Source organism: Candidatus Pantoea symbiotica, assembly GCF_056491525.1.
Genome location: NZ_JBSZHR010000002.1, coordinates 2,580,904 through 2,602,298, shown reverse-complemented (window position 1 = coordinate 2,602,298; position 21,395 = coordinate 2,580,904). Strand labels below are relative to the sequence as shown.

20 protein-coding genes, 1 tRNA gene and 1 pseudogene are annotated in these 21,395 nt (G+C 53.8%); 9 read left to right on the top strand and 13 right to left on the bottom strand.

The window, feature by feature from the left end; all coding sequences use genetic code 11:
- The first annotated feature begins 92 nt into the window (after positions 1 to 92).
- Positions 93 to 1,745 carry a multidrug ABC transporter permease/ATP-binding protein gene (locus ACXIZX_RS12665; RefSeq protein WP_479404294.1) on the top strand — a complete coding sequence of 551 codons (1,653 nt, stop codon included), beginning with the start codon at positions 93 to 95 and terminating at the stop codon, positions 1,743 to 1,745.
- Between the two features lie 156 nt (positions 1,746 to 1,901).
- On the opposite strand, the gene ACXIZX_RS12660 is transcribed toward ACXIZX_RS12665, so the two are convergent.
- The 3 genes from ACXIZX_RS12660 to arsH all read right to left on the bottom strand — a co-directional run bounded on the left by ACXIZX_RS12660 (position 1,902) and on the right by arsH (position 3,824).
- A complete protein-coding gene (locus ACXIZX_RS12660; protein WP_179450063.1) occupies positions 1,902 to 2,624 on the bottom strand; it encodes a 4'-phosphopantetheinyl transferase family protein in 723 nt (240 codons plus the stop codon).
- A 77-nt stretch (positions 2,625 to 2,701) separates the two neighbouring features.
- Positions 2,702 to 2,905, bottom strand: coding sequence for a hypothetical protein (locus tag ACXIZX_RS12655; protein ID WP_008105079.1), 204 nt, complete (start codon positions 2,903 to 2,905; stop codon positions 2,702 to 2,704).
- A gap of 217 nt (positions 2,906 to 3,122) precedes the next feature.
- On the bottom strand, positions 3,123 to 3,824 hold the full coding sequence (gene arsH / locus ACXIZX_RS12650) for an arsenical resistance protein ArsH (RefSeq protein ID WP_479404293.1): 702 nt from the start codon (positions 3,822 to 3,824) through the stop codon (positions 3,123 to 3,125).
- An 88-nt stretch (positions 3,825 to 3,912) separates the two neighbouring features.
- On the opposite strand from arsH, the gene ACXIZX_RS12645 reads away from it, so the two are divergent.
- From ACXIZX_RS12645 to ACXIZX_RS12630, 4 genes and pseudogenes are all read left to right on the top strand, one after another.
- Complete coding sequence (locus tag ACXIZX_RS12645; RefSeq protein WP_479404292.1) at positions 3,913 to 4,233, top strand: metalloregulator ArsR/SmtB family transcription factor; 321 nt, start codon at positions 3,913 to 3,915, stop codon at positions 4,231 to 4,233.
- Positions 4,234 to 4,274: 41 nt separating this feature from the next.
- Positions 4,275 to 4,376, top strand: a pseudogene (locus ACXIZX_RS12640) (ArsB/NhaD family transporter); the annotation flags it as partial.
- 96 nt (positions 4,377 to 4,472) lie between these two features.
- Entirely contained in the window at positions 4,473 to 4,898 is a 426-nt protein-coding gene (gene arsC, locus ACXIZX_RS12635) for an arsenate reductase (glutaredoxin) (RefSeq protein ID WP_479404291.1), read from the top strand.
- 226 nt (positions 4,899 to 5,124) lie between these two features.
- Positions 5,125 to 5,826, top strand: a complete 702-nt coding sequence (locus tag ACXIZX_RS12630; protein WP_479404290.1) for a hypothetical protein — start codon at positions 5,125 to 5,127, stop codon at positions 5,824 to 5,826.
- A 64-nt stretch (positions 5,827 to 5,890) separates the two neighbouring features.
- Here ACXIZX_RS12630 and ACXIZX_RS12625 read toward each other — a convergent pair.
- The 3 genes from ACXIZX_RS12625 to ACXIZX_RS12615 all read right to left on the bottom strand — a co-directional run bounded on the left by ACXIZX_RS12625 (position 5,891) and on the right by ACXIZX_RS12615 (position 8,042).
- Positions 5,891 to 5,967, bottom strand: a tRNA-Pro gene (locus tag ACXIZX_RS12625).
- A gap of 70 nt (positions 5,968 to 6,037) precedes the next feature.
- Positions 6,038 to 7,792, bottom strand: a complete 1,755-nt coding sequence (gene yejM / locus ACXIZX_RS12620) for an LPS biosynthesis-modulating metalloenzyme YejM (RefSeq protein WP_479404289.1) — start codon at positions 7,790 to 7,792, stop codon at positions 6,038 to 6,040.
- 22 nt (positions 7,793 to 7,814) lie between these two features.
- Positions 7,815 to 8,042, bottom strand: coding sequence for a YejL family protein (locus ACXIZX_RS12615; RefSeq protein ID WP_036648480.1), 228 nt, complete (start codon positions 8,040 to 8,042; stop codon positions 7,815 to 7,817).
- 158 nt (positions 8,043 to 8,200) lie between these two features.
- On the opposite strand from ACXIZX_RS12615, the gene yejK reads away from it, so the two are divergent.
- Entirely contained in the window at positions 8,201 to 9,205 is a 1,005-nt protein-coding gene (yejK, locus tag ACXIZX_RS12610; protein ID WP_479404288.1) for a nucleoid-associated protein YejK, read from the top strand.
- A 57-nt stretch (positions 9,206 to 9,262) separates the two neighbouring features.
- On the opposite strand, the gene rplY is transcribed toward yejK, so the two are convergent.
- On the bottom strand, positions 9,263 to 9,547 hold the full coding sequence (rplY, locus tag ACXIZX_RS12605; protein ID WP_008105033.1) for a 50S ribosomal protein L25: 285 nt from the start codon (positions 9,545 to 9,547) through the stop codon (positions 9,263 to 9,265).
- A 131-nt stretch (positions 9,548 to 9,678) separates the two neighbouring features.
- On the bottom strand, positions 9,679 to 11,433 hold the full coding sequence (gene radD, locus ACXIZX_RS12600; RefSeq protein ID WP_479404287.1) for a DNA repair helicase RadD: 1,755 nt from the start codon (positions 11,431 to 11,433) through the stop codon (positions 9,679 to 9,681).
- 166 nt (positions 11,434 to 11,599) lie between these two features.
- Here radD and rsuA point away from each other — a divergent pair, with 166 nt between their 5' ends.
- The 3 genes from rsuA to ACXIZX_RS12585 all read left to right on the top strand — a co-directional run bounded on the left by rsuA (position 11,600) and on the right by ACXIZX_RS12585 (position 14,237).
- On the top strand, positions 11,600 to 12,322 hold the full coding sequence (gene rsuA / locus ACXIZX_RS12595) for a 16S rRNA pseudouridine(516) synthase RsuA (RefSeq protein WP_061717809.1): 723 nt from the start codon (positions 11,600 to 11,602) through the stop codon (positions 12,320 to 12,322).
- Between the two features lie 12 nt (positions 12,323 to 12,334).
- The gene (locus tag ACXIZX_RS12590) at positions 12,335 to 13,528 is read left to right on the top strand and encodes a Bcr/CflA family multidrug efflux MFS transporter (RefSeq protein ID WP_061717808.1); all 1,194 of its coding nucleotides are present in this window, start codon (positions 12,335 to 12,337) and stop codon (positions 13,526 to 13,528) included.
- 382 nt (positions 13,529 to 13,910) lie between these two features.
- Entirely contained in the window at positions 13,911 to 14,237 is a 327-nt protein-coding gene (locus ACXIZX_RS12585) for a YejG family protein (RefSeq protein WP_008105027.1), read from the top strand.
- Here the strand turns inward: ACXIZX_RS12585 and yejF are convergent.
- The 5 genes from yejF to ACXIZX_RS12560 form a co-directional block, all read right to left on the bottom strand.
- Positions 14,231 to 15,820 carry a microcin C ABC transporter ATP-binding protein YejF gene (gene yejF / locus ACXIZX_RS12580; RefSeq protein WP_479404286.1) on the bottom strand — a complete coding sequence of 530 codons (1,590 nt, stop codon included), beginning with the start codon at positions 15,818 to 15,820 and terminating at the stop codon, positions 14,231 to 14,233. The two genes, ACXIZX_RS12585 and yejF, sit on opposite strands and share 7 nt — an antisense overlap.
- Complete coding sequence (locus ACXIZX_RS12575) at positions 15,821 to 16,843, bottom strand: ABC transporter permease (RefSeq protein ID WP_479404285.1); 1,023 nt, start codon at positions 16,841 to 16,843, stop codon at positions 15,821 to 15,823.
- Positions 16,843 to 17,934, bottom strand: a complete 1,092-nt coding sequence (locus ACXIZX_RS12570) for a microcin C ABC transporter permease YejB (RefSeq protein WP_479404284.1) — start codon at positions 17,932 to 17,934, stop codon at positions 16,843 to 16,845. The genes ACXIZX_RS12575 and ACXIZX_RS12570 overlap by 1 nt, the downstream gene beginning before the upstream one ends.
- A gap of 10 nt (positions 17,935 to 17,944) precedes the next feature.
- Complete coding sequence (locus tag ACXIZX_RS12565) at positions 17,945 to 19,753, bottom strand: extracellular solute-binding protein (protein WP_479404283.1); 1,809 nt, start codon at positions 19,751 to 19,753, stop codon at positions 17,945 to 17,947.
- Between the two features lie 65 nt (positions 19,754 to 19,818).
- Positions 19,819 to 21,384 carry a cyclic di-GMP phosphodiesterase gene (locus ACXIZX_RS12560; protein ID WP_154155883.1) on the bottom strand — a complete coding sequence of 522 codons (1,566 nt, stop codon included), beginning with the start codon at positions 21,382 to 21,384 and terminating at the stop codon, positions 19,819 to 19,821.
- Positions 21,385 to 21,395: the final 11 nt, after the last annotated feature.

The window sequence follows — 21,395 nt, the reverse complement described above, 5'->3', positions numbered from 1 at the left end:
CATTCAGGCAACTATGAGATGAGAATTATTCTTGCTATCAGCCAAGGCGACATTAAACTGCAGGCTGCTTTATTGACCGCTGGAACCCTTTAATGGCATTGCTGCAAGTCGTTTTTCGCCAGTACCGCTGGCCTTTTATTGGCGTTATTCTTCTCACGTTGTTAAGTGCCGTGCTCGGTATCGGCCTGATTGCCTATATCAATAATGAGCTGATCGTCGCGGTGAATACCTCGATTTCGGTGCTGCCAAGTTTCCTTGGCCAACTGTTCCTGCTGATGGCGGTGACGCTCGGCTCACAGCTGGCGTTGACCATGCTCGGCCACCACTTTGTCTGGCGGCTGCGCGGCGAATTCATCAAACGGATCCTCGACACGCGCGTGGAGCGCATCGAACAGATCGGCAATGCCCAGTTGCTGGCCGGTCTCACCAGCGATGTGCGCGCCATCACCATCGCCTTCGTGCGTTTACCCGAGCTGATTCAGGGCATCATTATTACGCTCGGTTCGGCACTTTATCTCGCCTGGCTCTCGCCGAAAATGCTGCTGATCACCTGCCTGTGGCTGGTGGTGACGCTGGTTGGCGGCTGGTTGCTGGTGTCACGGGTTTATCAGCACATGGCTAAGCTGCGTGAAATCGAAGATGACCTATATCGCGATTTCCAGACCATTATTGAAGGGCGCAAAGAGTTGCAGCTCAACCGCGAACGTGCGCAGCTGATTTACGACAGCGTTTATCAGGAAAATGCCAAAAGCTATCGCCACCATATTGTGCGTGCCGATACCTTCCATCTCAGCGCGGTGAACTGGTCGAATATCATGATGCTGGGCGCGATTGGCATCGTGTTCTTTATGGCGAACGGATTGGGCTGGGCCAACACGGCTGTGGCGGCAACCTATTCGCTGACGCTGCTGTTCCTGCGTACACCGCTGCTGGCGGCGGTGGGTGCTTTGCCGACGCTGCTCAGCGCGCAGGTTGCCTTCCGCAAACTCAACACCTTCGAACTGGCGCCGTATGAAGAAACCTTCAAGGCGCTGCCAAATGTCAGCGACTGGCAAACGCTGGAGCTGCGCGATGTCTGCTTCCACTATGGCGAGCACGGATTCCAGGTTGGGCCGATCAATTTGACGCTGCGTCGCGGCGAGTTGGTGTTCCTGATTGGCGGCAACGGCAGCGGAAAATCGACGCTGGCGATGCTGCTCACTGGCCTCTATCAACCGCAGTCGGGCAGCTTACTGCTGGACGGCAAAGTGGTTGACTGGCAAAACCTCGATGCGTATCGCAAACATTTCTCGGCGGTGTTTACTGACGTACATCTGTTTGATCGCTTGATCGGCGACCAGGGGCAACCGGCCAATCCTGCGCTGGTGCAGCAGTGGCTGGAGCGTCTGAAGATGCAGGATAAACTCAAGCTGGAAGGTAACAAGGTGCTCAATCTGCAACTGTCGAAAGGGCAGAGCAAGCGACTGGCGCTGCTGCTGGCGGCTGCCGAAGAGCGCGACATCCTGCTGCTCGACGAATGGGCAGCGGATCAGGATCCGCATTTCCGTCGCATCTTCTATCGTGAGCTGCTGCCGTGGTTACAGGAATCGGGCAAAACGGTGTTCGCCATCAGCCACGACGATCACTACTTTATCCATGCCGATCGCTTGCTGGAGATGCGCGAAGGTCAGCTGAGTGAGTTGACCGGCAACGAACGCGAGATGGCAACGCTGGATGCGGTGCAACGTACCGATACCGGCCATTAACGCCAGCCGGGAAAGCTTAGCGAAAACCCTTATTGGGCAAGAGGTTGCGGAGTGAGTAAAGTGACTCCCAGCAGAAATCCTCGTTTCTGCGTCCCTGGAACACTTTTCTGTCGTCTTGTGTTGTCACCGGCTCGGGTTTATTTCTGAGCCGGTTTTTTATTTTGGTAGCGGATGCGTCAGCAGTGTAATCACGCGGTTTCCAGCCAGCCAGAAACGCGCCTGCAGCAATACTTCCGTGGTGAAATGCCTATCAAAATCCCGACACAAGCGCAGCGTTGCGCGGCCTTGCTGCACGTCCAGCTCTACGACTTCCGCCTGAAGAAAATCCATCGGCTGATGCAACTGCGGCCACAGCGCTTTGTAAACACTCTCTTTCAGTGAAAACAGCAGCGTAGCGGCCTGGGCAAAGGGCAAAGGTTGCGCCATCAGACGCTGCTTTTCCGCCGTGTTCATTAACATCTCAGCAGTTTCATTAGCGGTTTCCTCCGCCATTATCTGCTCAACGTCCACGCCAATGCACAATGGCTCGCGCGTCGCAGCCATCACCGCAACGCTGTGCGTGTGCGACAGCGACGCCTGAATGCCGGCGGGCCATAGCGGTGAACGATCAGGTGCATTACACAATACAAAATGCGGTAAGCCGAAGTGCGCAAGGTTTTGCTGCACCAGCCAACGACTCGCGAGATGCTCGGCTTTGCGTTTGGTCACCGCGCACTGTAGCGACGCGGGCAGCGGCAATTGCCACGCCTGATGCAGTTCGGCATGCCAGTGTTGTTGATCAAATTCACACCAGGCGATCGGTACGACATCCAGCGACATGCCAGCAGCGCGGATAAACGGGGAAGAGGGCAGAACAAGCGGCGTTTGAGAGGCGAACATAAAAAATCACGGCTGACGGAAAACGTAGTTTTACCAGTCAGCCGGATGGAGAGCAAGCCAAAGGGGCTCGCCTACTTTTAGTTGTTTGGCGGAATCGCCATACCTTTAATCTGCACCACGAAGTGCTGATGGCCTTTGGTGATGCGCGCACCGCGATCGCACCAACGCGAGGCGAGACGGAAGAAATCGTCGCTGCCGATATCGTAAGCCAGTTCAACTTTATTGATACCCGAGTGCAGGAGTTCTTCCGCATCCTGCAGGTTTTTTGCTTTGATGACCATAATGGTTTCCATCGAAAAAACAAGAGACCTAAGAGTAAGAGAATTCTGTGACAGTTTTGTTTCAGTTTGATGAAGTGCTGTCATATTTATCCAGAAATGTGATCTGGCTCGGGTTAGGTTTCTTTCGGTAAGTTACTGATTAAAAGCTAATAATTATTCATTTACTGGCGATAATCTGATAATGCTTGTGGGTTCAGGCACGATCAGCCAGTCATCCTTAAATCTTCGCCTGATTAACGCGTGCTGTGAGTTGTTGGTGACTCTCCTTACGTTCGCTATAGCGATCCGCGAGATAGTCAGCGTGGCCTTTCAGGATCAGCGTGATTTTGAATAACTCTTCGACCACATCAACAATCCGATCATAGTACGCCGAGGGTTTCATCCGGCCTTCTTCATCAAATTCCTGCCACGCCTTCTCAATCGAAGACTGATTGGGAATGGTGAACATACGCATCCATCGACCCAGCACGCGCATCTGATTGACGGCATTGAATGATTGGGAACCGCCACACACCTGCATCACTGCAAGGGTTTTGCCCTGCGAAGGACGGATTGCGCCTTCCGTCAGCGGAATCCAGTCAATCTGCGCTTTCAGGATGCTGCTCATCGCGCCGTGCCGTTCTGGCGAGCTCCACACCATGCCATCGCACCACCTCACCAAACTCCGCAACTCTTGCACTTTTGCATGCGTTTCAGGCGCATCATCAGGCAGCGGTAAACCCGACGGGTTAAATATTTTCACCTCAGCGCCCATTCTGGTCAGCAAGCGAGAGGCTTCTTCTGCCGAGAATCGGCTAAAGGAGCGCTCACGTACCGAACCGTAAAGAACGAGAAATTTCGGTGGCAGCTCAGATTTACCGGTCTGTTCGGCAATGGAAGGATCAAAGTGTTCAGTCACAAGGGCAGGAAATGAGGTCATGTGAAAATCTCCAGTCTGTAAATTCTGCCTTTACTTCTAACACATGTGAATTAACATATGTATTAAATTTTCACTGGAACCTAAATCGATGCTTCCTGTTCAACTTTTCAAACTGCTGGCCGACGAAACGCGCACGACGATCGTTTTACTGTTACGAGAGGCCGGAGAGTTATGTGTCTGCGATCTCTGCGCTGTCACCCAACAATCACAGCCAAAGATTTCACGCCACATTGCCTTGCTGCGCGATGCTAAGCTGATTCTGGATCGACGTGAAGGCAAGTGGATTCACTATCGTCTTTCTCCGCATATGCCGGCCTGGGCTGCGTCGATTATCGATACGGCCTGGAATAGCCAACGTGATGAAGTGCGTGAATCGCTGAAGAACTCCGCCGCTATGGGTTGTGAATAATTATCAAACACATTCTATTATTCGAATGCATTGGGGGCGCAATGTTTCTGGCAGGCGCAATATTTGTTTTGACCATAGTGTTTGTCATCTTGCAGCCGCGCGGCCTGAGCATTGGCTGGACAGCAACGATAGGGGCTTTACTTCCGGCGTGGGTGTCGTGATGACGTTGCCCATGCTGCTGGTCACCCTGAGTGCGTTGGCCTTGCGCCTGACGTTGTCCCATTAAGAGGAAAGCAACCATGACTGACATCACCATTTACCACAATCCTGACTGTGGAACATCGCGCAACACGCTGGCGTTAATTCGCAATAGCGGCGTTGTACCGACCATTATTCTCTATCTTGAAACGCCGCCCCGTCGTGAAAAGCTGGAGGAGTTGATCGGTGAGATGGGTATCAGTGTGCGTTCATTACTGCGCAAAAATGTCGAACCTTTCGAGCGATTAGGTTTGGCTGAAGAGCGTTTTAGTGATGAGCAGCTGATCGAGGCGATGTTGAACTATCCCATCCTGATTAACCGTCCGATCGTTGTATCTCCTCTGGGAACACGCTTATGTCGGCCTTCTGAATCTGTTCTCGAAATCCTGCCTGATGCGCAGCAGGGAGAGTTAATCAAGGAAGGTGGTGAGAAGGTGATTGGTAATGATGGGAAGCGGATTGTTTAGACCGGACAAGTGATTAACAGGCACTAAGCCGATTTGTGGTCAAACCGATCACCCGGTGGAGAGATGCCCTTTGAATGCATATTTCCCTAATAAACCTCAGTGCAGAAATAAAACAATCCAAATCATCCGTTTCTATATAAGAGACATCTTGCGTGATACAGATCAAATTTATTGGTAAGAGCAAGCGTATAAATACGTCAACTTAATTTGAACTGGAAATTAACAAGTGAAACGTACGTTTATCGCTCTAGCTATTACCGTCGCTGCATTTAATGCTGCCGCTGCAATGGATACTAATCAGGCCGCTAACGATGCTGAAAGCAATGCAGCTAATGCTGCCTTTAATGAAACGACTAGCCGTGATGGTACAGGCCGATTTAATGCTGATGGCTCTTTTAGTCAGGACACGATAAATCATGCAGTAGACGCCACAGCCCGTGCCCGTCAATCTGACGCGGAGGCTGCTCGTTATGCCGGTGCAACATACAATAACCATTACGGTCAATCGTATCTTGATGCTAAAAATAATCAGTCTGCACTGTCATCAAGCCCGGCAGTTAATGCTGCTTCTTATCGTTTGGGTATCGAACAACAGCAGCAGAAATCTATGGGCGTGGCGACTATAAACGTCGCTGTGAGTAGCCTGAATCCGAAAACCCCAATCAGCGTAACAGTTAACGGCGTAACTAAAACCGTAGCGGCTTCAACCCTTGCACCTTCTACGCAGGTTGCTGTACCTCATATTCCCGCTTTTGAACGCAATCCAGGTAAAGGCTCAAGCAATGATCAAGGCTCATCACATTCTGTTGGTGGCAGCGGCAATGGTGCAAATAATGCTGCTAACACTCATAGCGCGCATGGCTTAGGTGGTGGTGATCATATTGGTGGCGGTTCAGCAATGGGCGGTGGATTCCACGGTAGCTGGTAAGCGAGACTATTGAGATATGAAAAAAGGGACTATCCAGAAGGACAATCCCTTTTTCGCAGTGATTTGGTCGGCACGAGAGGATTTGAACCTCCGACCCCGGACACCCCATGACCGTGCGCTACCAGGCTGCGCTACGTGCCGAACGTGGAAGAATATTACTGTTTCCGCGCACGATTGCAATATGAGCAGCATTTAACTGCCTCATAATTAATCAGTTTGCGACGAATCGCTTCTCTTCCGTCAGCACCTGCAGCAGCAACGCCAACTGCGGTTTATGATCTTTCAGCTTGTGACCCTGCGCATCGTAAGCGCTGTAGCTGCCGTTGTTATTCAGCACCAGCGTCACGGTTGGCGTGGTCACTACCAGTTTGCCATCTTCGCTGCTCGCCACCCAATCGTGGCTGCGTTGCGCGGCAAACAGATCTTCACCCTGTGAGAAGTTGGCGGGGTTAGTTCGCACGTGCAGCAGACGCTGCATCAGCGTGGTCATCACGTCTTGCTGATCGGTCAGGCGATCGATGGTTTGCGCGGGCGTATTCGGCCAATGCACCACCAGCGGCACCTGCAAGGTCGCACGATTACCTGGATTATCATCGTTGCTATCAAGATTAACCGCACGCTGCGCCGTAATCACCACCACGGTATTTTTCAGCAAATCGCGATCCTGCAAGGTTTGCAGCACCGCATTAATCTGCTCATCGACACCGCTTGCCTGACGCGTATAGCTGCGCTGGCGCGCCTTCAGGTTGTCGCCATTAACCGTGACACCGTTCAGGGCAATCCACGAGAACCATGGCGCGCTGTTAGATCTCTGGCCGTTGAGCCAGTTTTGCCACTGCGTCACTGTGGTACTATTCGGCTGGGTATCGGCCTGCGGCAGCGAATAGTCTGCTAATAAAGCCTGACGATACAGCGGTTGGCTAAAGCCGTCCGATGAGAACAAGCCAAACTGATACCCTTGCGTATTCAGCGCATTGAGCAGGGCCGAAGGCGTGCGCGACGCTAATACGCCATCCATATAGCTGGAAGAGATGCCGTAGAACAGGCCAAACAATCCTTTTTCCGGCTGCAGTCCCGCGCTGTAGTGCTGGGTGAAGCGCACATTTTCGCTGGCGAATTGATGGAGCGACGGCAGCGCTTTATCGACGCTGGCGTTATTCAGACCATCAACGGTTAACACCAGCAGATTGTGGCGCGTACCACCATCGCGGAAGGTAATGTCACTCAGCGGATACTGCACTGACAACGCTTCTGGATCGCCCTGTTGCACCAGACGGCGCTGATACTCTTGCGCATCCAGCAAACCGTGACGCTCAAGGAAGCGACGCGCGGTCATTGGATAGGAGAGCGGCAGATTGGCGCGCTGCATGGTAATCGGGCGATAGAAGTTGGCATCGGCCCAGATATACAGCAGATGGCTAGCGAAGAAGGCGCTGATAAACAGGGCGGCCAGCGGCTTGCCGAACGAACGCCGATTAAGGCTACGCAGCTTTTGCCAGCTCCAGGTCGCAAACAGCATTTCGACGAGGAAAATCAGCGGCACGCTAATAAACATCAGCTGCCAGTCGCGCGCCATCTCACTTTGATCGGGGTTAATCACCAGCTCCCACACCACCGGATTGAGGTGCAAGTGGAAGCGGCTGAATACCGCGCTATCGACCATTATTAGCGTCAGCCCGGCGGTGGCGATAATCGCCGACAGCACCCTCAGCAATCGCTGTGACATCACCACAAAGGTGAGAGGAAAAATGATCAGCAGATAGCCCGCGAAGACAATGAAACTGAAATGACCGATCCAGCTGGTAAAGGCATAGATACGTCCGGCGAGCGACGCGGGCCAGTCGGCGACCAACAGGTAGCGGCTGCCTAATATAAACGCGAAGATAATATTAAACAGGGCAAACCAATGCCCCCAGCTGATCATCTGGGAGACTTTTTCGCGGTAGCGCTGCCGGTTGGTTACCATATTATGAGGTCAAATCTGCATATTAATGAGCGTTATCGTCGCGTACGGATGACTGCAACGCATCCGCGAAAGATCGTGCCAGAGTGCGGCGTTGAGCCGGTGAAACGCTGGTATTGATCAAGTTAGTTACCATGTTACCCAATACCATCAGGGAAAGGTCGGTTGGCGCTTTGTCTTTTTCAAGAATCTGCGCCATCTCTGCGAGGAGCTTTTCCACGCGTTCGTCACTGTAACGGGATGATTGTGGCATATCGTCGTCTAATCAAGGGTGAAAAGGCGGTATATTACCGTAACAACGCACTTTTTTCCGCAATTTTATCGCAAGCAGAGCGATCAGTTTGTGCTGATAGTTGAAAGCGACTGCGGGCGGTGTTTGAATACGCGCCTGAGCTAAAAGGAGAGTCTACCATGAGTCTGGATATCGACCAGATTGCCCTGCATCAGTTAGTTAAACGTGATGAAAACCAGTTGGAACTGATACTGCGCGACACTTTGCTGCCCGCGAACCGCGCGGTTGAAGAGATGGCAGAAGAGCTGCATCGGGTTTACAGCGCCAAAAGCAAAGCCTACGGCCTGTTTAACGAGGACAGCGAACTGGCCGATGCGTTGCGTAACTGCCGCAAAGGGGAAGATGACTTTCTGGCATTTAGCCGTGCGGCAACCGGACGTCTGCGCGATGAGCTGGGTAAATATCCGTTTGCGGAAGGCGGCGTGGTGCTGTTCCTGCACTATCGCTATCTGGCCGTTGAGTATTTGCTGATTGCGGTGCTGAACAGCCAGTCGAGCATGCGCGTGAATGAACAGCTGGATATCAGCAGCACGCATTATCTCGATATCAATCATGCGGATATCGTGGCACGCATCGATCTCACCGAGTGGGAAACCAACCCGGAATCCACCCGTTATCTCACCTTCCTGCGCGGGCGCGTAGGCCGTAAAGTGGCGGATTTCTTTATGGATTTCCTCGGTGCCAGCGTCGGTCTGGATACCAAAGCGCAAAACCGTGGCTTGCTGCAAGCGGTGGATGATTACTGCGCCGAATCGGATCTCGATAAAAACGAGCGCCAGAACTATCGTCAGCAGGTTTACACATACTGTAACGATCAGCTGCAGGCCGGCGAAGAAATTGCGCTGCACGATCTCTCCAGCGAATTACCGCCGCTGGGTGAAAAAACCTTCCAGGCGTTTACTCAGGAGCAGGGCTACGAGCTGGAAGAGACCTTCCCGGCGGATCGCAGCACCTTGCGTCAATTGACCAAGTTCGCTGGTAGCGGCGGTGGCTTAACCCTGAACTTTGATGCCATGCTGCTTGGCGAGCGCATCTTCTGGGATCCCACTACTGACACGCTGACCATCAAAGGCACGCCACCGAATCTGCGCGATCAGTTGCAACGTCGAACCAGCAGTAAATAAATTTCAGCCATAAAAAAACGCCGCATATGCGGCGTTTTTTTTCAACTCATTCAGCGATTAAGCGCGAACGAAGTCGATGTGGAACAGTTTTGGCTTGAACGGATGACGCTGTACCGCCTGAGCTTTAACTTTGATTTCTTTACCATCAACAGCGATGGTCAGCACTTCGCTGTAGAACTCTGCTTTAACTTGCACGTTCATCACAGCATCGTGGTCCAGTTCGATAGCAACTGGTGCTTCATTTCCACCATAGATGATGGCTGGGAATTTGTTTGCTACACGCAGGCGGCGGCTCGCACCCTTACCCTGGTCTTTACGTACTTCAGCGTTAATAGTGAACATTTGATGTCTCTTCAATAGTTCCTGCTACAGGCGACCCAGCAACAGGACGGTTATTCAAACTGCTTTTACGGATGCAAAAGCGGGCGGCATTATAGCCCCAATGATGCCGCAGGGGCAAATGATTCCGCCGCTTAACGCAGCTCATTGGCGCGGCGATAACGCCCCTGATAATCAAACATTTTTTCGCGGATCTGCCAGAAATGGCCTTTTGCGCGCGCCACCACAAAGTCCGGATGGCGTAATAAAGGCTGTAAGGCGATCACATCCGCTGCGGTTTGCCAGCCAAGCTCGACGCCCGGCGCGCGCTGATGCGGACGCATAAACAGTTGCTCAAAGGCTTTACGTTGCGCCGGGGTTTGCAGACGAAAGCGCTCGCTGACGCTGGTGCCATCTTCATCGAAATAGGTGGCTTTCAGCCATTCCCCTTTGTCATCGCGTCCTTGCTCCAGCGTCATGCCAGAACAGCGCAACACACGCGCATCTTTCAGTTTCAGCGCGGCTTTCAGCATGTCATCCGGGTCGACCAGAATTTTGTCGCATTGATTGCAGCGCCGTGCGGCGATGTCATTCTCGGCCCCGCAATCCGGGCAGCTTTTAAAGCGGAAGCGGTAATCACACTGTTCACGCTCGCCTTCATCATCTTCCAGCGCGCCCTGACAGCGGCGGCCAAAATGCTCGATGATGTGTCCATCTTCGGTGGTTTTTCCCCAGAAGGTATTGGCGAAACCGCAGGCGGGACAGAACACCTGCACCGGCTGATTGTCGCTGGCACCTTTCGGTGCGCCAACTTCGGGGGTGAAAAGATCGTGTGGGTTTCCGGCGTAATCCAGTACCAGACAATCGGTTTTGCCGGGCGACAGGCGTAAACCGCGCCCGACAATCTGTTGATAGAGGCTGACGGATTCGGTGGGGCGCAGAATGGCGATCAAATCAACGTGGGGCGCGTCAAAGCCGGTGGTCAGGACGGCGACGTTGACGAGGAACTTCAGCTGCTGCGCTTTAAATTCAGCAATCAAGCGGTCGCGATCTTTCACCGCCGTTTCCGCCGATACCAGCGCGCTGTTTTCAGGCAGCAGCGTGAGAATTTCACGGGCATGCTCCACGGTAGAAGCGAACACCATCACGCCGCGTCGATCTTCAGCAAACTCAACAATCTGCCGGATAATATGCGGCGTCACGCGATGCTGTTGTTTCAGCTCGCGGTTGAGATCGGCTTCGCTAAACAGCCCATTATTCTGCGGGATCAGCCGGCTGAAATCGTACTGCACCACCGGCATATCTAAGCGCTCCGGCGGCACCAGAAAGCCGTGTTTGATCATATAGCGCAGCGGCAGCTCATAAATGCAGTCGCGGAACAGTGCTTTCTCATCACCGCGCACCATGCCGTGATAGTGGAACTGGTAAATCCAGCCTTTGCCGAGACGGAAGGGCGTGGCGGTCAAACCCAACAGGCGCAGCTGCGGATTATGTTGCCGCAGGTGAGTGAACAGCAGCTGATACTGGCTCTCTTCGTTATCGCTGATGCGGTGACACTCATCGACGATCACCAGCGAAAAGGCGCTGTCGAAGCGATCAAGATTGCGCGCCACCGACTGCACGCTGCCAAACACCACTTTGCTTTCGCTCTGCTTGCGCTGCAAACCGGCGGCGAAGATGTCGGCTTGCAGGCCATACGCCTGATATTTACTGTAATTCTGCTCCACCAGCTCTTTCACGTGAGCCAGCACCAATACTCGTCCGCGCGCTAACCGCGCCAGTTCAGCAATCACCAGACTCTTTCCCGCGCCGGTCGGCAGCACAATCACCGCCGGCGTAGCATGGCGACGAAAGTGGTTGAGCGTGGCGTCAACCGCCTCTTGTTGGTATGGGCGCAGGGTGAATGACATCGGGGCAAACTTTTTTCTGGAACGGACGCGCATTATGGCATGAAAGCCAGTTAAACGCAGGTTCACTACTGTTAGCAGTCTAAGGATCAAGCTATACTGCCCACACTTTCTTAACGGACAAAAACACCGTTTCAGTTTCCCCCGCAGTAACAGGCAAAGCGAATTCATGCGACTCGAAAAATTCATATCTCAGCAACTGGAAGTTAGCCGTGCTATCGCCGGACGCGAAATCCGCGCCAAAAAAGTCACCATTAACGGCGAAGTCGTGCGCGATGCGGCTTATAAAGTATTGCCAGACGATGAAGTCGAATACGACGGCAATCCGCTGGTGGTGCAGCAAGGTCCGCGCTATTTCATGCTGAACAAGCCGCAAGGTTACGTCTGCTCAACCGACGATCCCGATCATCCCACCGTGCTGTTCTTTATCGAAGAACCTGCGGCGTTCAAGTTGCATGCGGCGGGGCGTCTGGATATCGACACTACCGGTTTGGTGCTGCTGACCGACGATGGTCAATGGTCACACCGCATTACTTCACCGAAGCATCACCTGGAAAAAACCTATCTGGTGGAAGTCGAAGAGCCGATCGATCCAGAACTGGTTGAGAAGTTTGCTGCAGGTGTACAGCTGCACAATGAAAAAGAGCTCACCAAACCGGCGGTGCTGGAGATTCTTGATGAGAAAGCGGCACGCTTGACCATCAGTGAAGGGCGCTACCATCAGGTTAAACGCATGTTTGCGGCGATGGGTAACCATGTATCGGCGCTGCATCGCGAACGTATTGGTGACATCGAGCTCGATGAAGATCTCGGTGAAGGTGAATATCGTGAATTGACCCAGCAAGAGGTCGACAGCATCGGCCTGCCAGAAGAACTCAAACAACGCAAATAGCGGGAGAACGCGGTGCGCAAGGAAAAGAATTCACCGGTTGGTTTAGTGGTCATCCTCGGATTGCTGGCGATGTTGATGCCGCTTTCGATTGATATGTATCTGCCGGCCATGCCGCAAATCGCCCATGAGTTTGCGGTTTCGGCGGGCAGCGTGCAGATGACGCTCAACCTCTACATCCTCGGTTTCGCCATTGGCCAGTTAGTTTATGGCCCACTGGCGGACAGCTACGGACGTAAACCGGTGATTGTGCTGGGCACGCTGATCTTTGCCTGCGCCGCTGCGGCTTGTGCGCTGTCACAAACCATCGATCAGCTGATCTTTATGCGCTTCCTGCACGGCTTATCGGCCGCTGCTGCCAGCGTGGTGATCAACGCCTTGATGCGCGATACCTACTCGAAAGAGGACTTCTCGCGCATGATGTCATTCGTGATGCTGGTGACCACCATAGCGCCGTTGCTGGCACCGATTATCGGTGGCTGGCTACTGTTGCTGTGGAACTGGCACGCCATCTTCTGGACGCTGGCGGGTGCCGCGCTGATTACCACGGTGCTAGTGGTGACGCAAATCCGTGAAACGCTTAAGCCTGAACAGCGGCAGCGCTTTCATCTGCGTACCACCTTAGGCAACTTCGTGGCGCTGGTGCGCCATAAACGCGCCTTCAGTTACATGCTGGCGAGCGGTTTCTCCTTTGCCGGATTATTCACCTTCCTCAACGCCGGTCCGTTTGTGTACATCGAAGTGAACCACGTTTCACCGCAGAACTTCGGCTATTACTTTGGCCTGAACGTGGTGTTCCTGTTCGTGATGACACTGATCAACAGCCGCGCCGTGCGCCGCTTTGGTCCGGTGAAAATGTTCCGCCTGGGATTGGTGATTCAGTTTGCGATGGGCGTTTGGCTGCTGATCTCTAGCGCGCTGGATTTAGGTTTCCTGTCGCTGGTGTTTGGCGTGGCGATGTTTATTGGCTGCGTCTCGACGGTGTCGTCGAATGCGATGGCGGTGATTCTGGATGAGTTCCCACATATGGCGGGCACGGCTTCTTCGCTGGCGGGTACGCTGCGTTTTGGTGTCGGTGCCTTAGTTGGCGCGCTGCTCTCATTAGTCAGCATTAACAGCGCATGGCCGATGGTGGCTACGATTGCACTGTGCGCCACCATCTCGATTGTGCTGTTCACCTATGCTTCACGGCCTCAACGGGCAGCGTGACATCCTCAAGGTCGCCATGAATGGCGACCTTACATATCCTGAATCTTTCCGTAGGGTCGCCATTTATGGCGACCTGGCCTAACTTAAATCTCTCCCCTCACTCGCTAATCCCCATTCATTCGTTATGCTTAATGTTTCCATTATGTGAAAATTTAGAGATAAAAAAGTAACGAGATTGCGTCTAAAATGATTGTTAACCGCAGCCGAACACGGTAAACATAGGCATAAATGTGAGAAGCCTCGCAAATTATAAATTGGCTACACGCTTAGTGCTTAAAACGAGAAGGCAGACTGAGTTTGTATTCTGAGCTAACCAGGTTGGGATTCACCACGTTGTGCCGTCGTCGTGAATAAAGTTAACGTCTCTGGGGGCCGTATAACTATGCTGCAACTTTCCGTTGTGCATCGCTTGCCACAACATTATCGCTGGTCGCTTGAACATGCGGGTGAAATCGAGCGTCAGGAAGCTGCGAATGGCGTGCATGCTGAAGATTTAGTGGTGCTGCGTCTGCTGAGCCACGATGGTCATCCGGCGCTGGAAATTCTGCACCAGCTGAAAGAAACGCTGGCGCAGATTCAGGTCGAATGCAAAATCGCTCAGTGTGAAGGGCAGCCTTGTCTGCTGATTCAACGTGATGACGAAAGCGCGACCAACTGCTGCCTGAAAAATCAGGGTGTTGCTATCGCCGAAACCTTCGATGGTCACTGACTCAGATCTTTTCCCTGCGCTGACGCCAGTAGCTGCCGCGTGTAATCGGCTGCTGGTGCGTTAAAAAGTGTTTCGCAATCACCTTGTTCCACCACTTCACCCTGACGCAGCACAATTAGCTGATGACAGAGCGCACGCACCACCTGCAAGTCATGACTGATAAACAGATAGGCGAGCTGATGCTGTTGCTGTAAACGACGCAGCAAGGTCAGAATTTGCTTTTGCACCGAGCGGTCCAGCGACGAGGTGGGTTCATCCAGCACAATCAGCTGCGGCTCAAGGATCAACGCGCGGGCGATAGCGATACGCTGGCGCTGACCGCCGGAAAACTCCGCCGGATAACGTGAACGGCTGTCGGCATCGAGTCCTACTTCCTGCATCACCGCAATCACTTTGGCTTCCTGCTCCGCATTGCTCAATTCAGGACGATGCACCGCTAAGCCTTCCGCAATCACCTGTTGCACCGTCATGCGCGGATTGAGCGATGAATTGGGATCCTGAAATACCACCTGAATGCGCTGGCGCAGCGGCAATAATTGCTTTGGCGACAGCTGATGCAGCGGCTGGCCCTCAAACCAGATCTCACCGCGCGCGGTGATTAAGCGCAGCAGCGCCAGGCCCGTGGTGCTTTTACCAGAACCCGATTCGCCGACCAATCCCAGGCTTTCGCCACGCCGCAGCGTAAAGCTGAGATCCTTAAGTGCCAGCTTCTCTGCCACGGTGCGACGCAGCAATCCACGCCGGATCGGGAAACCAACCTGCAGATTCTTCACCTGCAACAGCGGTTTAGCATCCTGCAGCGGCACCGGTTGACCATCCGGCTCTGCGGCGATCAGCTCACGCGTGTAGGGCTGCTGCGGTTGGCTAAACAGCAAATCGCAGCGATTGTGTTCCACACCGCGGCCATTTCTCATCACCGTGACGCTGTGCGCCAGCTGACGCACAATATTCAGGTTGTGGGTGATGAACAGCATGCCCATATTGAGTTCACGCTGCAGTTCGCGCAGCAGTTGCAGAATCTGCGCCTGAACCGTGACATCCAGCGCGGTGGTCGGTTCATCGGCGATCAGCAGCTTCGGCTGCGTCAGCAGCGCCATGGCGATCATTACGCGCTGTCGCTCGCCACCGGAAAGCTGGTGTGGAAAATCCTGCAAACGAGACGCCGCATTACGAATGCCGACGCGATCCAGGCAACTGAGCATTTCGCCACGCGCGGCTTCGCGTCGCATCCCGCGATGCACCGACAGCACTTCATACAGCTGCTTTTCCACATTGTGCAGCGGATTGAGCGACACCATCGGCTCCTGAAAAATCATCGCCATCTGGTTGCCACGCAGCCCGCGCAGGGTGCGTTCGCTGGCCTGCAGAATATCCTGGCCGTTAAACAGAATTTCGCCTTGCGGATAGTTGACCGGCGGCTGCGGCAATAAGCGCATGATCGACAGCGCGGTAACGCTTTTACCGGAACCGGATTCGCCCACCAGCGCCAGCGTTTCGCCGGCATCAATCTGCAGCGAAATGTCTTCCACCACGCGGCGATCCTGAAAGGCCACCGCCAGATGATTCACCGTTAGCAGGCTCATTTAGCGTCCTCGGCTCGGGTCAAAGGCATCGCGTACCGCTTCGCCGATAAAGATCAGTAACGACAGCAGCAGGGCGAGGGCAAAGAAGCCCGCCAGCCCCAGCCACGGCGCCTGTAAATTGTTTTTGCCCTGTAACAGCAGCTCGCCGAGCGATGGCGATCCGACTGGCAAACCAAAACCAAGGAAGTCGAGCGAGGTTAACGTGGTGATTGAGCCGCACAGGATAAACGGCAAAAACGTCAGCGTGGCGACCATGGCGTTTGGCAGCATGTGGCGCAGCATAATGCGGCTGTCGCTGACGCCGAGCGCGCGCGCCGCACGGATATAATCGTAGTTACGCGCACGCAGGAATTCGGCGCGCACCACGCTCACCAGGCTCATCCAGCCAAACACCACGGTAACCAGCAGCAGCCACCAGAAGCCGGGCTGAATCACGCTGGAGAGCAGAATTAGCAGGAACAGCGAAGGCATACCGGACCACACTTCAATCAGCCGCTGGCCGACCAAATCGATGCGGCCACCAAAGTAGCCTTGCACCGCGCCGACCACGATGCCAATCACGCTGGAGAACAGCGTCAGCATAATGCCGAACAGCAATGAGATGCGCGTGCCATACAGCAAGCGCGCCAGCACATCGCCGCCGTTAGCATCTGTACCGAGCCAGTTTTGCGCCGAAGGCGGAGAAGGGAAGGGCACATCGGTAGCGAAGTTGATGGTGCTGTCGCTAAAGCGAATCGGTGCCCAAATCGCCCAACCTTGCTGATCGATGCGCTGCTTCAACCACGGATCCTGATAATCAGCGGGCGTAGAGAAATCGCCGCCGTAATCACTTTCGCTGTAGTTGAACAGCAGCGGCATGTACCAGCGCTGCTGATAATGTACTAGCAGCGGTTTGTCGTTGGCCAGCAACTCAGCGCCCAACGACAGGACAAAAATGATCAGGAAAATCCACAGCGACCAGTAACCGCGACGGTTATGGCGAAAACGCTGCCAGCGCTGTTGGTTAATAGGAGATAAGCGCATCAGCGTTCCTCAAAATCAATGCGCGGATCGACCAGCGTGTAGGTCAGATCGCTGAGAATGTTCATCAGCAGGCCAATCAGGGTGAAGATGTAAAGCGTGCCAAACATTACCGGATAATCGCGCTGGATGGTGGCGTCGTAGCCGAGTAGGCCCAAACCATTGAGCGAGAACATCACCTCAATTAACACCGAGCTGGTGAAAAACATGCTGATGAAGGTGGCAGGAAAACCAGCGATCACCAGCAGCATGGCATTGCGGAACACGTGGCCGTACAGCACGCGCTTCTCATCCAGCCCTTTGGCGCGCGCGGTGACCACGTATTGTTTGCGGATCTCATCGAGGAAGGAGTTTTTGGTCAGCATGGTCAGCGTGGCAAAACCGCCAATCACCGTCGCCAGCACCGGCAGCGTGATGTGCCACAGGTAATCGGTGATTTTGCTGTACCACGGCAGCGCATCAAACTGCGGTGACGTCAGGCCGCGCAGCGGGAACCAATCGAAGTAGCTGCCGCCGGCGAACAGCACAATCAGCATGATGCCGAACAGGAATGCCGGAATCGAATAGCCAATGATGATAAAGGTGCTGCTCCAGATATCGAAAGCGCTGCCGTTACGCACCGCTTTTTTGATGCCCAGCGGAATCGACACCAGATAAATGATCAAGGTGCTCCACAATCCCAAACTGACCGAGACCGGCAAACTCTCTTTGATTAACTGCAGCACCGATGCGCTGCGGAACAGGCTGTCGCCGAAATCAAAACGGATGTAGTTCCACAGCATTTCGCCGTAACGCTGCAGCAGCGGCTTATCGAAGCCGTAACGATGCTTAATTTCCGCGATCACTTCCGGATCCAGGCCGCGTGCGCCGCGATATTGGCTGTCGCCGGGATTGTCGCGCACCAGTGACCCACGCGCGCCGGCGTCGCCACCGCCTGAGCCGGGAATACCGGTGCTGTGACCAAACTGCACGTTGGCTAACGCCTGATCCACCGGGCCGCCTGGTGCTATCTGCACAATAAAGAAGTTCAGGGTGATGATCGCCCACAGCGTGGGGATGATCAGCAGTAACCTGCGAAGAAAATAGGCTGCCAAACCGTGCTCCTCAGCGTCGATCGGCCGGCAATCGCCCGGCTTTGTTCACATCGTACCACCAGTTTTCCAGACCGGTAGCAAACGCGGGTTTAATCTCGGGATGGGAAAACTTGTCCCAATACGCCATGCGATCTTCCGCGCTGTACCACATCGGAATCATGTAGGCATTCCACAGCAGGATGCGATCCAGCGCCTGGCCGAGCGGCAGCAGCGCTTTCTCATCGCCCTGATGCTCCACGATCTGCTGGACAAAATGGTCGACGATGGGATCTTTCACGCGCGGCGTATTCCATGAAGAGTTGATGAACTCAGACTGCCAGATGGTGCGCAAGCTGGTGGAGGGCCATGGCATCGCGTAATAGAGTGACGGAATCATGTCGTAGTCACCTTCGCGTAAACGCCGTAAATATTGCGAGCTGTCAATCTGGCGCAATGTGACCTGAATACCAAGCCGTTGCAGGCTGTGCTGGAACGGCAGCGCCCAGTCGTTTTGCGTGCCGCTGCGCATCAGTAATTCGAAACGGAACGGCTGGCCGGTTTTCACGTTCACCAGCTGCTGGTTTTTAATCTCCCAGCCAGCTTGTTTTAGCAGCTTCATGGCTTGCAACAGGTTGCCGCGATCGAAACCGCTGCCGTCGGAACGGGGCGGGGCATACTCATTGTTGAACACTTCCGCTGGCAGCTGCGCCTTGTACGGCGCCAGTAGGATCAGCTGCTCGGCTTTGGGATAGCCAAGTGCAGCATATTCGGTGTTCTGGAAATAGCTGCGCGTGCGTTTATAGGCGCCGTAGAACAACGCTTTATTCATCCACTCAAAATCGAACGCCAGCGTGATGGCTTCGCGTACGCGACGATCGGCGAACAGCGGCTTTTCGTTGTTAAAGGCCAGCCAACGCGTGTCGGTGGAAACGGTGTTGGGAATGGTTGATTTGACGATGGCGTGACTATCAAAGTTGCGCCCGCGATATTGCGTGGCCCATTTCTTGGCTGAACTCTCTTCACGCAAATCGTAAGCGCCGGCTTTGAAGGCCTCGAACGCCACGTTGTCATCGAGATAATAGTCATAACGCAGGGTATCGAAGTTAAAGCGTCCGCGATTGACCGGCAGATTGGCCGCCCAGTAATCTTTCACCCGGCTGTACTGGATAAACTGACCCGATTTATACGAGGTGACGCGATAGGGCCCGCTGGCCAGCGGCGGATAACCAATCGGCTCATTAAACTTTTTGTTTTGCCAGAATTTTTCCGGAATAACCGGCAGCGTCAACCAACTGAGAACCCGATCCTTGTCCGGCTTCGGCATGTCGATGCGCACGGTGAGGCGGTTAAGCGCTTTAACTTGCACGTCGCGAAACGCCACGCGGAATTGCGGTACACCTTCCGTCATGAATTTCTGAAAGGTAAAAGCCACATCCTGCGCGGTAATCGGTGTTCCGTCCTGAAACTGCGCATGTGGATTGATCGAGACTTCCATCCAGCGATAGTCGTCAGGATAGCGCGCCGATTCAGCGATCAGCGGATAGTAGCTGCCAGGTTCATCATCGGAGGTGGTAAACAGGCCGTCATACAGCGTATCGGTGCCAATGCCGGGATTGCCGCGCGAGGCGAAGCGATTGAAGTTGTCGTAGGTGCCGACCACCGCCAGCGTGATTATGCCGCCTTTAGGTGCGGCGGGATTGGCGTAATCGTAGTGCGTGAAATTGACCGCATATTTCGGCTCGCCCAGTTTAGCAAAGGCATAGCTTTCGTTGATGGTTGCGGCATGCAGCGGCGCAATGGCGCTACAAAACAATAACGCTGTGACAAGACGCAGCAGCATAAGTGAGGCGATCTCCTGTGGTGTTCCGCACTTTATGGTAGCAGTTTCATGGGGTTCGCGTGATGCTAACTCAGTATGCGCTGGCGTTGGAAGTAACTGGCGAGTTTTTCAGGTCGTAGCGGGCGGCTAAACAGATAGCCCTGTAAATGCGTCACGCCGCGATTCACCAGCCATGCCGCTTGGTCGCCGGTTTCAACGCCTTCCGCCACGGTTTTCAGGTTAAGTTTTTTCGCCAGCAGCAGCACCGCATCAAGAACCGGCGAGGTAACGGTTTCCGTACCAATGCTTTGCACGAATCCACGATCGATTTTCAGATAATCGAAAGGATATTTTTCCAGGTAGATCAGCGCACTGTGTCCGGTGCCAAAATCATCAATCGCAATTTTGAAATTGTTTTCGTGCAGCCAGGCGAAGATTTCACCGGCATTTTTTTCCCCGACCATAGTGCGTTCGGTAATCTCAAACACATAGTTGAAATGATCAGGCGGCATGGCGTTAATCCATACCTGTACATCATGACGGAAACTCTCTGAGGCGAGATGCAGCGGCGAGAGATTGAGGCTCAGACGTGTGCCACGCGGCAGTTGTTTACAGAGAAACTGTGCATCGCGTGCCACCAGGGTAAACAGATGCTGGGTGAGCGGAATAATCAGGTTTTGCGCTTCGGCGTAGCTTATAAAGGCATCAGGCGGAATCATGCCTTCAGTGGGATGCGTCCAGCGCAGCAGCGCTTCCACGCCGTAAGGTTGTCCATCATGTGCGGTAACCAGCGGTTGGTATTCAACGTGAAACTGCCCGCGTTTGATTCCCTGCATGATCTCTTTGCCCGGACGCTGATGTCGAGTCAGCAATAGCCAACTCAAAGCGGAAACCAGTAAGGAAAATAGTATCCCAGTGAGCAGCGTCAGTGAGTAATCACGTGGCGCTAAGGTGCTGCCAAACAGCACAAAGTGCAGGTCGCTATTGTTAAAGGCTATTTCATGCAGCGATGCAGGCAAATCACTGGCGTGCACCACCTTATTGCTGCCGCTGAGTAGCGCCTTATTACCGATCACCAACGCCATACCGGTGATTTCGGGATGATAGGAAGCCAGCAACTGGTAAGGCGTCAGGCTAATGTTCATGGTGGCCAGAATGCCGGTCTCTGCCGAACCTGGATTTTTCAGCCAAAGCGCCAGCGCCGGTTTCGTTGGTAGCAATGGCGTGCCTTCCAGTAAGCGCATATCGCGATCGCGTTCCAGTTCAGATTCAGGCGATATCGCGTTGGCAGCCAGCAAAAAACTGCCCGTAGCAGAAGAGCAGTAAGCATTACTGTCGCGGACCAGCAGGATGGCGCGGATATTCCCGGCAAACGCGGCGCGAGAAGTCAGCTCACGGCCGACGCTGTTACAGGTTAATTGTGTGTATTGCTGCAGTGGATAAAGCGTATCCACCAGGGTTGTAATGACCTGTTGTAAATCGTCACGGCTGTGAGCCAGTAGCTGTTGATGTTGTTGTACGCGTTTTTGCCAGGTCAGTGTTAACAGGACGGTGACAAAAAGCAGAAAAAACAACGTGCCGATGATTACGCTACTCCAGGCGATGCGTCTTGAGTAGCTGGCGTGGCGTTTTAATGTCCCCGAAAGTGGCATGGAGTGTATTC